Source organism: Pseudomonas rhizozeae (genome assembly GCF_031583775.1).
GTDB lineage: Bacteria > Pseudomonadota > Gammaproteobacteria > Pseudomonadales > Pseudomonadaceae > Aquipseudomonas.
In genome coordinates, this window is record NZ_JAVLSB010000021.1 from 1 (window position 1) to 13,250 (window position 13,250).

Annotated in this window: 10 protein-coding genes and 1 pseudogene; 8 read left to right on the plus strand and 3 right to left on the minus strand. The window is 61.5% G+C overall.

Features of this window, described 5'->3' with window-relative positions:
- Positions 1–304: pseudogene (locus RG836_RS04285) on the minus strand (biotin synthase BioB); the annotation flags it as partial.
- A gap of 90 nt (positions 305–394) precedes the next feature.
- Between RG836_RS04285 and RG836_RS04290 the strand changes: the two are divergent.
- The 5 genes from RG836_RS04290 to rarD all read left to right on the plus strand — a co-directional run bounded on the left by RG836_RS04290 (position 395) and on the right by rarD (position 6,134).
- On the plus strand, positions 395–1,135 hold the full coding sequence (locus tag RG836_RS04290) for a ComF family protein (RefSeq protein ID WP_310843497.1): 741 nt from the start codon (positions 395–397) through the stop codon (positions 1,133–1,135).
- Positions 1,136–1,197: 62 nt separating this feature from the next.
- Positions 1,198–1,962: a TOBE domain-containing protein gene (locus RG836_RS04295; protein ID WP_310843498.1), complete on the plus strand. Its 765-nt coding sequence runs from the start codon at positions 1,198–1,200 to the stop codon at positions 1,960–1,962.
- Positions 1,963–2,034: 72 nt separating this feature from the next.
- Positions 2,035–3,930, plus strand: a complete 1,896-nt coding sequence (locus tag RG836_RS04300; protein ID WP_310843499.1) for a PhoX family protein — start codon at positions 2,035–2,037, stop codon at positions 3,928–3,930.
- A gap of 162 nt (positions 3,931–4,092) precedes the next feature.
- On the plus strand, positions 4,093–5,067 hold the full coding sequence (locus RG836_RS04305; RefSeq protein WP_310843500.1) for a serine/threonine protein kinase: 975 nt from the start codon (positions 4,093–4,095) through the stop codon (positions 5,065–5,067).
- A 179-nt stretch (positions 5,068–5,246) separates the two neighbouring features.
- A complete protein-coding gene (gene rarD / locus RG836_RS04310; protein WP_310843501.1) occupies positions 5,247–6,134 on the plus strand; it encodes an EamA family transporter RarD in 888 nt (295 codons plus the stop codon).
- 226 nt (positions 6,135–6,360) lie between these two features.
- On the opposite strand, the gene RG836_RS04315 is transcribed toward rarD, so the two are convergent.
- The gene (locus tag RG836_RS04315) at positions 6,361–6,879 is read right to left on the minus strand and encodes a glycine cleavage system transcriptional repressor (RefSeq protein ID WP_310843502.1); all 519 of its coding nucleotides are present in this window, start codon (positions 6,877–6,879) and stop codon (positions 6,361–6,363) included.
- 634 nt (positions 6,880–7,513) lie between these two features.
- Here RG836_RS04315 and RG836_RS04320 point away from each other — a divergent pair.
- Positions 7,514–9,691 (plus strand): malate synthase G, encoded by a 2,178-nt coding sequence (locus tag RG836_RS04320; RefSeq protein WP_310843503.1) that lies wholly within the window; start codon positions 7,514–7,516, stop codon positions 9,689–9,691.
- A gap of 189 nt (positions 9,692–9,880) precedes the next feature.
- Here RG836_RS04320 and RG836_RS04325 read toward each other — a convergent pair whose 3' ends face one another.
- A complete protein-coding gene (locus RG836_RS04325; RefSeq protein WP_310843504.1) occupies positions 9,881–10,327 on the minus strand; it encodes a response regulator in 447 nt (148 codons plus the stop codon).
- A 261-nt stretch (positions 10,328–10,588) separates the two neighbouring features.
- On the opposite strand from RG836_RS04325, the gene RG836_RS04330 reads away from it, so the two are divergent.
- Together RG836_RS04330 and RG836_RS04335 are read left to right on the plus strand one after the other, a co-directional pair.
- Positions 10,589–12,523 (plus strand): putative nucleotidyltransferase substrate binding domain-containing protein, encoded by a 1,935-nt coding sequence (locus RG836_RS04330; protein WP_310843505.1) that lies wholly within the window; start codon positions 10,589–10,591, stop codon positions 12,521–12,523.
- A complete protein-coding gene (locus RG836_RS04335) occupies positions 12,520–13,227 on the plus strand; it encodes a 3'-5' exonuclease (RefSeq protein WP_310843506.1) in 708 nt (235 codons plus the stop codon). The genes RG836_RS04330 and RG836_RS04335 overlap by 4 nt, the downstream gene beginning before the upstream one ends.
- Positions 13,228–13,250 lie beyond the last annotated feature (23 nt).

Sequence of the window (13,250 nt, forward strand, 5' to 3'; positions counted from 1 at the left end):
ATCGCGTCGCACCAATGGCTTTGGCCCGCGCCGCCTCTTCGAGGACTTTCTGCACTTCCATCAACTTTTCTTTTTCCAGGCCGGTGTTGTAGTGACCGGACTGCGGACAATATTTGCAATCTTCCGGGCAAGCGCCGGTTTTGATCGAGAGTAAGGTCGACACCTGCACGCGATTGGCGTCGAAATGCGCGCGGTGCACCGTCTGCGCCTGGAACAGCAGATCATTGAATGGCTGAACGAAGAGTGCTTTGACTTCGGCCAAAGACCAGTCATGACGCAAGGTGGCAGTGGTGCTAGCGCTCATGGGCGTTTCCTTGTTTATGCTTGGCAAGCGGCTGTGGAACGGAATATCCACAGGCGCGACACGGATGTTCGGCATATTTAAGGAAGAGTCATGCGCTGTCAACCACGATACAAACAACAGGTTTACATCTGGTTAAATAATAAACAAACATGTTTATTATGCGATGAGACTACCGATACCTCCGTGCCGATCTGCACGCCTTGCGAGTCGGAGCTGCCGTGGCTCGGCGAGCAGTGTCGGATCTGTGCCCTGCCCTTGTCCCTATCCGGAATGGTCTGCGGCCAATGCCTGAACGAGCCGCCCGCGTTTGAACACGTGGTGGTGCCATGGCGCTACAGCTTCCCACTGGACACGTTGATCACGCGTTTTAAACACAGCGCCCAATGGCCGTTTGGCCGGTTGCTCGGCGAACTGCTGACGCAAGCCTTGCAGCATCGTTTCGACAATGACCTCGATCGCCCCGACCGTTTGATCCCCGTACCCCTGGCGGCCAAGCGCTTGCGTCAGCGCGGCTTCAATCAAGCGGCGATGCTCGCGCGCTGGCTCAGCGCCGGGCTTGAAATCCCTTGCGACGAAACTCTGGTGGTGCGGACCCAGGACGCCCCCGCACAGCAGGAACTCAACGCCGCCGCGCGCAAGCGCAATCTGCGCGATGCCTTTGCCTTGGCGCCTGGCGCGGCAATCAAGGGCCAGCACCTGGCGCTGGTCGACGACGTGCTGACCACCGGCGCCACGGCCCAGGCCCTGGCGCAGTTGTTGATCAAGTCCGGCGCGGCGCGGGTCGACGTCTATTGCCTGGCGCGCACACCCAAACCCGGCGAGGCGGCCTGACTTGACTCGCCGCGCGCAAGCCGCCAACGTCCGCCCCATCACTTCGACTGCAGTGCCCTGCCATGTCTTTGCCCACTTTGTTGTCGCAACACATCGTCCGTCGTCCGCAGCGCATTGCCTTGCTGCAACACATCGCCGAACAAGGCTCGATCACCCGCGCGGCGAAAAGCGCCGGGTTGAGCTACAAGGCCGCGTGGGACGCCATTGATGAGCTGAACAATCTGGCGCAAAAACCCTTGGTCGAGCGCAGCGTCGGCGGCAAGGGCGGCGGCGGTGCACGGCTTTCGGCCGAGGGCGAACGGGTGCTGCGGCTGTATCAGAAGCTGCAGGCGTTGCAGGCCCAGGTGCTGGAAGCGGCCGAGGACGCCAGCGACCTTGAGCTGCTGGGGCGATTGATGCTGCGTACCAGCGCGCGCAATCAACTGCACGGCAAAGTCATAGCCATCGAGGCCCAGGGCCGCAACGACCGGATTACCCTGGCCCTGGCCGAAGGCCTGCGCATCGACGCGCAAATCACCCACGACAGCACACTGCGCCTGGAGCTGGAACCCAACACCGAAGTGGTGGCACTGATCAAGGCCGGATGGCTGGAGATTCTGGCGGAAAATGAATCGGCAACGGCGGGTAACAATTGCCTGAGCGGCACCCTCGAAGACATTCTCGACGCCGACGATGGCCCCAGCGAAGTGCGCATCACCCTACCCAATGGCCAGACCCTCTGCGCCCTCGCCGAGCCTGCGCACTTGAACAGCCATGGCCTGACCGCCGGCCTGACGGTTCAGGTGCAGTTCTCGCCGTCCAACGTGCTGCTCGGCACGCCGCTGTGAACTTCAAACTGCAACATTAGCGTCACACCGTCTCATTAAGGTGACTGCAAAAACCCATGCAGGGAGCCTGATGTGAAGCTATTGGAAGATAACCAACCCACCGACCTCGAGCAGATGGTCGGTCTCAGCCGTCGCGGTTTCATCAGTGCCGGCGCCCTGTGCGGTGCGGCGATGTTTCTGGGCGGCAACTTGCTGAGCCGCAGCGTCATGGCGGCCAGCACCGGCAGCGGCCGCTTGCTCGGCTTCGACAGCATCGCCGCCGCTACCGCTGACAGCATCAGCCTGCCGCCCGGCTACAAAGCCTCGGTGCTGATCAGTTGGGGCCAGCCGTTGCACAAGAACGGTCCAGCGTTCGACCCTAGCGGCAACGGCAGTGCCGCCGCCCAGGAAGCTCAGTTCGGCGACAACAATGACGGCATGAGCCTGTTTCCCTTCCCCGGCGAAAAAGACCGGGCGCTGATGGCGATCAACAACGAATACACCAACTATCGCTATCTCTACCCCCACGGCGGCATGCCGCAATCCTTTGACGACGTGCACAAGGCTCTGGCCTGCGAAGGCGTTTCGGTGATCGAAGTGCAGCGCCGCCACGGCCAGTGGGCGTTCGTCCGGGGTTCGCGCTACAACCGGCGGATCCACGGCAACTCGGCGCTGCGGGTCAGCGGTCCGGCGGCTGGCCATGCGCTGCTGAAAACCAGCGCCGACCCGCAGGGCAAGACCGTCCTCGGCACGTTCCAGAATTGCGCCAACGGCAAAACACCTTGGGGCACGTACCTGACCTGCGAAGAAAACTTCACCGATTGTTTCGGCAGCACCAACCCCGAGCAGGCGTTCGATGCCGCACAGAAACGCTACGGCGTGGTGGTCGCCAGCAAAGAGATCAACTGGCATCCCCACGACCCGCGCTTCGACCTGGCGAAGAATCCCAACGAGCTCAATCGCCACGGCTGGGTGGTGGAAATCGATCCCTTCGATCCTCAGTCGACCCCGGTCAAGCGCACCGCGCTGGGCCGCTTCAAGCATGAGAACGCCGCACTGGCGCAAACCGGCGACGGGCGCGCCGTGGTGTACATGGGCGACGATGAGCGCGGCGAGTTCATCTACAAATTCGTCAGCCGCGACAAAATCAATCACCGCAACCCCAAGGCCAACCGCGACCTGCTCGACCACGGCACGCTGTACGTGGCTCGTTTCGACGCCGGCGACGGCAATGCCGATCACCCGAAAGGCCAGGGCCAGTGGATCGAAATGACCCACGGCCAGCACGGCATCGACGCCAGCAGCGGGTTCGCCGACCAGGCTGAAGTGCTGATCAACGCGCGCTTGGCCGCCAGCGTGGTCGGCGCCACGCGCATGGACCGCCCGGAATGGATCGTCGTCAGCCCCAAGGACGGCCAGGTCTATTGCACCCTGACCAACAACGTCAAACGCGGCGACGACGGCCAACCGGTGGGCGGCCCCAACCCTCGGGCGAAAAACGTCTACGGGCAGATCCTGCGCTGGCGCACCGACCGCGACGATCACGGCGCCCACCGCTTCACCTGGGATCTGTTCGTGGTCGCCGGCAACCCGAGCGTGCATGCCGGAACCCCAAAAGCAGGCTCGTCGAACATCACGCCCCAGAACATGTTCAACAGCCCCGATGGCCTGGATTTCGACGAGGCCGGGCGCCTGTGGATTCTTACCGACGGCGACGCCAGCAACAGCGGCGACTTTGCCGGCATGGGCAACAACCAGATGCTCTGCGCCGACCCCGTCAGCGGTGAAATCCGCCGGTTCATGGTCGGGCCGGTGGGTTGCGAAGTCACTGGCATCAGCTTCGCGCCGGACTACAAAACCTTGTTCGTGGGGATTCAGCACCCGGGCGAGAACGGTGGCTCGACCTTTCCCGAGCACCTGCCCAATGGCAAGCCGCGCTCGTCGGTGATGGCCATCACCCGAGAGGACGGCGGCATCGTCGGCGCCTGACCCGCAGCATTCGCGAGCAGGCTCGCTCCCACCGGTCTTGCACAACGCCTTGTGGGAGCGAGCCTGCTCGCGAAAGCGTCAGCACTGGCGCCACCTATCTGCGCCGGTGTGCGCTACCATGCCTGGCCGGACGCGGCAGCCTGCTGCGCGCATGGAGTCAGCATGTCTCATCCGTTTGAAACACTTACCCCCGATCTCGTGCTCGATGCCGTCGAAAGCATCGGCTTCCTCAGCGACGCCCGCGTGCTGGCGCTCAACAGCTACGAAAACCGCGTCTATCAAGTTGGCATCGAAGACTCCGAGCCGCTGATCGCCAAGTTCTACCGCCCACAGCGCTGGACCAACGAAGCGATCCTCGAAGAGCACCGCTTCACCTTCGAACTGGCTGAATGCGAAGTGCCGGTGGTGGCGCCACTGATCCACAACGGCGAGAGCCTGCACGAGCACGCCGGTTTCCGCTTTACCCTGTTTCCCCGCCGTGGCGGCCGCGCGCCGGAGCCGGGCAATCTCGATCAGTTGTATCGCCTCGGGCAACTGCTCGGCCGCCTGCACGCAGTGGGTGCCACACGGCCGTTCGAACACCGTGAAGCGCTGGGGGTGAAGAACTTCGGCGAAGACTCGCTGAACACCCTGCTCGAGGGCGGCCACATCCCGAAAAGCCTGCTGCCGGCCTATGAGTCAGTGGCCCGCGACCTGCTCAAACGGGTACAACAGGTCTACAAGGACACGCCCCACACCAACATTCGCATGCACGGCGATTGCCACCCCGGCAACATGATGTGCCGCGACGAGATGTTCCACATCGTCGACCTCGACGACTGCCGCATGGGCCCGGCGGTGCAGGACATCTGGATGATGCTCGCCGGCGATCGCCAGGAATGCCTCGGCCAACTCTCGGAATTGATGGACGGTTATAACGAGTTCCACGATTTCAACCCGCGCGAGCTGGCACTGATCGAAGCCCTGCGCGCCCTGCGCCTGATGCACTACAGCGCCTGGCTCGCCCGCCGCTGGGCCGACCCGGCCTTCCCCCGCAGCTTCCCGTGGTTCGGCACCGAACGCTATTGGGGCGACCATATCCTCGCCTTGCGTGAGCAACTGGCGGCAATCAATGAAGAGCCGTTGAAGCTGTTCTAAACCATCAATCAATACATATCGTGTGGGAGCGAGCCCGCTCGCGAAAGCTTGATGTCAGGCACTGAAAGTCGTCTGACTGGACCCATTCGCGAGCGGGCTCACTCCCACCGGATCCGTACACATTCAGAAAAAATTACTTACACTCGCCTCTTTGTCAGTTGCCTAAACAAGGACTCTGCATGCAAGCCGCCAACCCGCGTCGCGGGTACATTCTGGGTCTCTCGGCCTACATCATCTGGGGATTGTTCCCGATCTACTTCAAAGCCATTGCCAGTGTCCCGGCAGTGGAGATCATCATCCACCGCGTGCTCTGGTCGGCGCTGTTCGGGGCCTTGCTGCTGATGATCTGGAAACATCCCGGCTGGTGGCGCGAGTTACGCGATAACCCTCGGCGCCTGGCGATCCTCGCCGTCAGCGGCACCCTGATCGCGGCCAACTGGCTGACTTACGTCTGGGCGGTGAACAACGAGCGCATGCTCGAAGCCAGCCTCGGCTATTACATCAACCCGCTGGTGAACGTGCTGCTCGGCATGTTGATCCTCGGTGAGCGCTTGCGCCGCCTGCAATGGCTGGCGGTGAGCCTGGCGGCGATCGGTGTGGCCCAGCAGGTGTGGCAAGTCGGCAGCCTGCCGTGGGTCTCGCTGGTGCTGGCGCTGACGTTTGGCGCCTATGGTTTGATCCGCAAACAAGCGCCGGTCAAGGCGCTGCCGGGGCTGGTGGTGGAAACCTGGATGCTGGTGCCGATTGCCTTGGCCTGGTTGCTGTTCAATCCAAGCGCCAGCAGTGCTCAAGCCGCGTTCTGGACCACGTCCGAAGCCTGGTGGCTGGTTGCGGCCGGGCCGGTGACGCTGGTTCCGCTGGTGTGTTTCAACGCCGCTGCGCGACACTTGCCCTATACCACCCTCGGATTCCTGCAGTACACCGCGCCGACCCTGGTGCTGCTGCTGGCGGTGCTGGTGTTCGATGAACACCTTGCGCCCAGCACCTTGGTGACATTTGCCTTTATCTGGAGCGGTTTGTTTATTTACAGCGTCGATGCCTGGATGAGTCTGCGCCGGCGCAACTGATCAAAAATCGATCAATCCTTTGCAAGCCACGGGTGTCGTGGCTTGCAGTGATCGGTCCCAAGGTTATCCACAGCGTGATCCCCGCCGTTTGTGCACAAGCCCTTGAAAATTGGTCGTTTTTTGCTCAGGTTCCTAAGCGTCATAGCCGACGCGGGCTGGCGGCGAGTCTCTACAGGTTATCCACAGGCGGACGCGGGTTTTATGGGGATAACGCCTGGGGATCGATTCAGGCTTCGCTGCGCAACACCAGCTCTACCATCAAGTCATCCGCCAGGGTTTCCAGGCGTGCTTGCAACACATCCAGCGACAATGTCAGCGGCACCGCCAGAACCGCTTCGGCATGGAACAGCGGCTCACTGCTCATCGGTGCCGGGCGCACTTCGGTCACCAGGCGCTCAAGGTTGACTCCCTGCTCACTCAACAAACGCGTGATGTCGCGCACGATCCCTGGCCGGTCATTGCCCACCAGTTCCATGGCGATCGGTTTCCAGGTGCAGGCTTGCTCGATGCCGCTCTCGGCGATCAATACGCGAATGCCCTGAGCTGACAACGCTTGCAGGGCGTCGACCAGTTCGTCGTAAGCCTCGGCCGGCACGCCAACCCGAAGAATCCCGGCGAACTGCCCGGCCATGCGCGACATGCGGCTTTCCAGCCAATTGCCGCCGTGCTCGGCGATGCACTGGGCAATGCGCTCGACCTGGCCCGGTTTGTCCGGGGCGAATACAGTCAATACGAGATGGTCCATGGCGCAGCCCTCTTTTATTATTGAACGGCAAGTATAGGCAACGCATTTGATACAGCATTGCGGCGCTTTATTTGTGGCAAGCGCGCTTTTTGTGGTGAGGGAGCTTGCTCCCGCTGGGGCGCGAAGCGGCCCCCTGCGCTTTTCCAGCAAAACCGCGCTCAGCCGTTTATCGACTGCTGCGCAGCCGAACGGGAGCAAGCTCCCTCGCCACAGGATCACCGTCGAGCGAAAGCAAGCTGTCTGGCCACAGGGGATCGCAGCCAAGCCAATCGTGTACAAGTTTTTATATTTAACTGGAACAATCCATCAGTTTTTTGAGAACATCCTGTTCCTCGCCGTGACTGCAATGCGTCACGGGGTCGCAGAACGACGTAAATAGTCTGATTTTCACAAGCGCAATTCATCATGTAGTATGCCGCAGCACGCACTACATAACCTTGGATCGATGTCTGCCCAAGCCCGGTCGCAACCCCGAAAAGCCCCGTCAGCAAGGCCCCAAGCCGTTGATTGGACCCACCCAGCCGCCCGCAATGGCATGTACTGGTCGAGGGGTTTGTGGTTTAAATGGCCGAGTGGCTTCATTGTTAAATTGAAGAGCTGAAAAGCGAAATAGCTGAGCAGAGTGAGGCAAGCAATGACTGAACACGTTCAAGTCGGTGGCCTGCAGGTCGCCAAAGTCCTGTTCGACTTCGTGAACAACGAAGCCATTCCCGGAACCGGCCTCACCGCCGATAAGTTCTGGGCCGGTGCCGACAAGGTCATTCACGACCTGGCGCCGAAGAACAAAGCCCTACTCGCCAAACGCGATAATTTCCAGGCGCAAATCGATGCCTGGCACCAGACGCGTGCCGGCCAAGCGCATGACGCCGTGGCCTATAAAGCCTTCCTGCAAGAGATCGGCTATCTGCTGCCAGAAGCGGCGGACTTCCAGGCCACGACGCAAAACGTCGATGAAGAAATTGCCCGCATGGCCGGCCCGCAACTGGTGGTGCCGGTGATGAATGCGCGATTCGCGCTCAACGCCTCCAACGCTCGCTGGGGCTCGCTGTACGACGCGCTCTACGGCACCGACGCCATCAGCGAAGCCGATGGCGCGGAAAAAGGCAAAGGCTACAACAAGGTGCGTGGCGACAAAGTCATCGCCTTCGCCCGTGCCTTCCTCGACGAAGCCGCGCCGCTGTCGGCAGGCTCCCACGTCGATTCCACCGGCTACAAAATCGTCGACGGCAAACTGGTGGTCGCCCTCAAGGGTGGCAGCAACAGTGGCCTGGGCGATGACGCGCAGCTGATCGGCTATCAGGGCGAGGCCGCCGCGCCAACCGCCATCCTGCTGAAGAACAACGGCCTGCATTTCGAAATCCAGATCGACGCCAGCACTCCGGTTGGCCAGACCGACGCCGCCGGTGTCAAAGACATTCTGATGGAAGCCGCGCTGACCACCATCATGGACTGCGAAGACTCGGTCGCCGCTGTCGACGCTGATGACAAAGTGGTGATCTACCGCAACTGGCTCGGCCTGATGAAGGGCGATCTGGCGGAAGAAGTGGCCAAGGCTGGCAAAACCTTCACCCGCACCATGAACGCCGACCGCACCTACACGGCGGTCGACGGCAGCCAAGTAAGCCTGCACGGCCGTTCGCTGTTGTTCGTGCGCAACGTTGGCCACTTGATGACCATCGACGCGATCCTCGACAACCAGGGCGACGAAGTGCCGGAAGGCATTCTCGACGGCTTGCTCACCAGCCTGGCGGCGATCCACAGCCTCAACGGCAATACCACCCGCAAAAACAGCCGCACCGGTTCGGTGTACATCGTTAAACCAAAAATGCACGGCCCCGATGAAGCCGCGTTCACCAATGAACTGTTCGGGCGAGTCGAAGAAGTCCTTGAACTGCCGCGCAACACTCTGAAGGTCGGGATCATGGACGAGGAGCGCCGCACCACGGTCAACCTCAAGGCGTGCATCCAGGCTGCCAGCGAGCGCGTGGTGTTTATCAACACCGGTTTCCTCGACCGCACCGGCGACGAAATCCACACCTCCATGGAAGCCGGGCCGATGGTGCGCAAGGCTGACATGAAGGCCGAGAAGTGGATCGGCGCCTACGAGAACTCCAACGTCGATATCGGCTTGAGCACCGGCCTGCAAGGTCGCGCGCAAATCGGCAAAGGCATGTGGGCGATGCCCGACCTGATGGCGGCGATGCTCGAACAGAAAATCGCCCACCCCTTGGCCGGCGCCAACACCGCGTGGGTGCCGTCGCCGACCGCCGCCGCGCTGCACGCGCTGCATTACCACAAGGTCGACGTGTTCGCCCGTCAGGCTGAATTGGCCAAGCGCACGCGCGCCTCGGTCGATGACATCCTGACCATCCCGTTGGCAGTCAACCCGCAGTGGAGCGCCGAGCAGATCAAGAACGAACTGGACAACAACTCACAGGGCATTCTCGGTTACGTGGTGCGCTGGATCGACCAAGGCGTGGGCTGTTCGAAAGTGCCGGACATCAACGACATCGGCCTGATGGAGGACCGCGCCACCCTGCGTATTTCCAGCCAACACATTGCCAACTGGCTGCGCCACGGCATCGTCACCGAAGCTCAGGTGCTGGAAAGCCTCAAGCGCATGGCGCCAGTGGTTGATCGGCAGAACGCCAACGACCCGTTGTACCGTCCATTGGCGCCGAACTTCGACAGCAACATCGCCTTCCAGGCGGCGGTCGAACTGGTGATCGAAGGCACCAAGCAACCGAACGGCTACACCGAGCCGGTGCTGCACCGTCGTCGTCGCGAGTTCAAGGCTGCCAACGGCCTGTAACCCGCCGCGACCGCCGGATATGAAAAAGCCCTGATCTTGCGATCAGGGCTTTTTTATTACGGCTGTCCCGTGTGGGGGCGAGCCTGCTCGCGACGAGGATGCGTCAGGTGGAATAAATGTTGGCTGAGAAAAGGCCTTCGCGAGCAGGCTCGCTCCCACAAGGGGTGGTACAGCGCTCACAGGTTCGAATTAAGCCTCCATCCCCAACTCATGTTTGACCAAGCCAAGCAGTTTGGCGGTGTCGATCGGCTTGAGCAGGAAGTCCACCACGCTCAGGTGCATGGCGGCGATCGCGTCTTTCACATCGGCGTCGCCGGAGACGATGATGATCGGCAGCGCTGCCCGCTCTGATTCGCGGACCTGCCGGATCAAGTCCAGGCCATCGACATTGCCCATGCGCAGATCGGTAATCATCAAGCCGATGGCAGGCTTGGTCTGCAACATCTTGAGAGCCGTTTCGCCGCTGGCGGCGGTCATGCAATGCACCCCGTCCAGGCCAAGAATCTCCGACAGCAGCTCCCGGGCATCTTTGTCGTCATCGACGATCAGCACCCGTTGCGGCGGCAGGTCAGGTTCCAGCATGACGGCACTCAGCGCCTCGCGCTCGGCGTCACTCAAAATATCGTGGTCGGACATAGGTTTCTCTACATGTTCAAGTCAATCCCCTAGCACAGTGGTGAGACATCGCTAAGCAGACCTTCAATGTGCACTTCGTCGGAAAGTTTTCCAAGAGGCACGGTGCGAGGTTTTTCCCTCAGAGCGTGTAGTCCATCTCCGAAACAGCGAGGCCATCACGCTTACCTAGACTTACGTCCAATGGGCACTCGGCTCTCAGGGGTCGACCATGAGTTGATCAATCCGACAACAACAACTCAAAAAAAGACTGCGGTACACGTTATGAGTAAAGCGGACGCCTTCATCCAGGCAGGGAAAACCGCGGTGTTGCAGAACATCCATGGCACCTTGCAATTCCTCCAGCGCTTCCCGCCCTTCAATCAGATGGAACACGCCCACCTAGCTTATCTGGTGGAGCAATGCCAATTGCGTTTCTACGGCCCCGGCGAGAGCATCATCAAGCCCGCCGACGGCCCGGTCGAACACTTCTATATCGTCAAGCAGGGTCGTGTGGTCGGAGAACGTCCGCACTCGGCGAAGGGCGGCACCGAAACCACCTTCGAAATCACCACCGGCGAGTGCTTTCCCCTCGCCGCACTGCTCGGTGAACGGGCGACCCGCACCGAGCACCTGGCCGCCGAAGACACCTTCTGCCTGCAACTGAACAAACTGGCCTTTATCAAGCTGTTCGCACTGTCCAATGCCTTCCGCGATTTCGCCCTGCGCGGCGTCAGCAGCCTGCTCGACCAGGTCAACCAGCAAGTCCAGCAGAAAGCCGTCGAAACCCTCGGCACCCAGTATTCGCTGAACACCCGGCTGGGCGAACTGGCCATGCGGCACCCGGTGACCTGCACCCCAAACACGCCGCTGCGCGAAGCGGTGACCCTGATGCACGAACAGCAGGTCGGCAGCATCGTGATCGTCGATGAGCACAAGGCGCCGCTGGGCATTTTCACCCTGCGTGACTTGCGTCAGGTGGTGGCCGATGGCGTCGGTGATTTCAGCGAAAGCATCGAGCGCCACATGATCCACGCGCCGTTCTTTCTGACGCCAGACCACAGTGCCTTCGATGCGGCGATTGCCATGACCGAACGGCACATCGCCCACGTCTGCCTGGTCAAGGACCAACGCCTGTGCGGCGTGGTGTCCGAGCGCGATTTGTTTTCCCTGCAACGGGTCGACCTGGTGCACCTGGCACGGACCATTCGCAGTGCGCAACGGGTGGAAAACCTGGTGGCGATTCGCGGCGAAATCGGTCAGCTGGTCGAGCGCATGCTGGCCCACGGTGCGTCGTCGACGCAGATCACCCACATCATCACCTTGCTCAACGATCACACCGTGTGCCGGGTCATCGAACTGACCCTGGCCGACAAGGGCGACCCCGGCGTACCCTTCAGTTGGCTGTGTTTCGGCAGCGAAGGCCGCCGCGAACAAACCCTGCACACCGACCAGGACAACGGCATTCTGTTCGAGGCCCGCGACGCGGCGCACGCGGCGGAAATTCGCGGCAAGCTGCTGCCGATTGCCCATCAGATCAACCACAGTCTGGCGCAATGCGGCTTCACCCTGTGCAAGGGCAACATCATGGCCAGCAACCCCGAGCTGTGTCTGTCACGGGTCGAATGGGCGCGCCGCTTCGCCGCGTTTATCCGCGAGGCGACGCCGGAGAATCTGCTCGGATCGAGCATCTATTTCGACCTGCGCGTGGTCTGGGGCGACGAACAGGGCTGCGAACAATTGCGCCGTGGCATCCTCGATCAGGTCGGCGACAACCGCCTGTTCCAGCGCATGATGGCCGAGAACGCGTTGCGCCAGCGCCCGCCCGTGGGGCGCTTTCGAGAGTTCGTGCTGGCGAAGAAGAACGGCGAGAAAGCCACCCTCGACCTCAAGGCCCAAGGTCTGATGCCCTTCGTCGATGGCGCGCGACTGCTGGCGCTGGCCAACGGTATCGAGACCAACAACACCCTGGAGCGTTTTCGCCAACTGGTCGCCAAAGAGGTGATTGAACGCCTCGACGGTGCGGCGTATGAAGAGGCTTATCACTTCATTCAGCAGACGCGCATGCAGCAGCATCAACTGCAGACCCGGGAAAACCTGCCCTACTCCAACCGGGTCGACCCTGACAGCCTCAATCATCTTGACCGGCGCATCCTGCGCGAGTCGCTGCGCCAGGCCCAGCGCCTGCAAAGCAGCCTGACCTTGCGGTATCAGCTATGAGCCTGTTTTCCTGGCTGCGCCCGGCGGGCCCGAACTTGCCGGCGGAACTGCAACCCCGGGTGGCGCAGTTGCCTGCCGTAACGCCGCTGACCGAATGCAGCCTGCGCGAACAGCGCTGGGTGGTGCTCGACCTGGAAACTACAGGGCTCAACCTGAACAAAGACCGGGTGTTATCCATCGGCGCGGTAGTGATCGAGGACGGTGCGATCGATTTCAGCCAACAGTTCGAGCGCACCCTGCAATGCGCCGACATAAAGGTCGCGCCCAGCGTGTTGATCCACGGCCTCGGCCCGAGCGCGATTGCCGCCGGCAGCGATCCGGCGCTGGCGTTGCTGGAGTTCATGGAGTTCGTTGGCGACAGTCCGCTGCTGGCCTTCCATGCACCCTTCGATCAGCACATGCTCGGGCGCGCGTTGAAAGACCATTTGGGTTATCGCCTCAACCATGTATTCCTAGACGTGGCGGAAATCGCCCCGCTGCTGTGCCCGCAAGCAAACATTCGCGAGGCCGGCCTCGATGACTGGATCGATTGGTTCAAACTCGAGGTGTTCGAACGCCACAACGCCAGCGCCGACGCCCTGGCCACCGCCGAACTGGCGTTGATCCTGTTCAGCCGCGCGCGCCTGCAGCAGATTCACAGCCCGCTGAATCTGCAACAACGCCTGGGGCAGTGGAAACGCCGGCAGCAGTCACCGACTTTCTAAGTCACCGCCAAGAGCTCCTTGGC

Bases quoted from the DNA above. Each gene is read 5' to 3' on its own strand.
- RG836_RS04330 (WP_310843505.1), top strand. From the start codon at position 10,589: ATGAGTAAAGCGGACGCCTTCATCCAGGCAGGGAAAACCGCGGTGTTG.
- RG836_RS04290 (WP_310843497.1), top strand. From the start codon at position 395: ATGCGCTGTCAACCACGATACAAACAACAGGTTTACATCTGGTTAAAT.
- RG836_RS04295 (WP_310843498.1), top strand. From the start codon at position 1,198: ATGTCTTTGCCCACTTTGTTGTCGCAACACATCGTCCGTCGTCCGCAG.
- RG836_RS04315 (WP_310843502.1), bottom strand. From the start codon at position 6,879: ATGGACCATCTCGTATTGACTGTATTCGCCCCGGACAAACCGGGCCAG.
- RG836_RS04325 (WP_310843504.1), bottom strand. From the start codon at position 10,327: ATGTCCGACCACGATATTTTGAGTGACGCCGAGCGCGAGGCGCTGAGT.
- RG836_RS04335 (WP_310843506.1), top strand. From the start codon at position 12,520: ATGAGCCTGTTTTCCTGGCTGCGCCCGGCGGGCCCGAACTTGCCGGCG.
- RG836_RS04305 (WP_310843500.1), top strand. From the start codon at position 4,093: ATGTCTCATCCGTTTGAAACACTTACCCCCGATCTCGTGCTCGATGCC.
- RG836_RS04320 (WP_310843503.1), top strand. From the start codon at position 7,514: ATGACTGAACACGTTCAAGTCGGTGGCCTGCAGGTCGCCAAAGTCCTG.
- rarD (WP_310843501.1), top strand. From the start codon at position 5,247: ATGCAAGCCGCCAACCCGCGTCGCGGGTACATTCTGGGTCTCTCGGCC.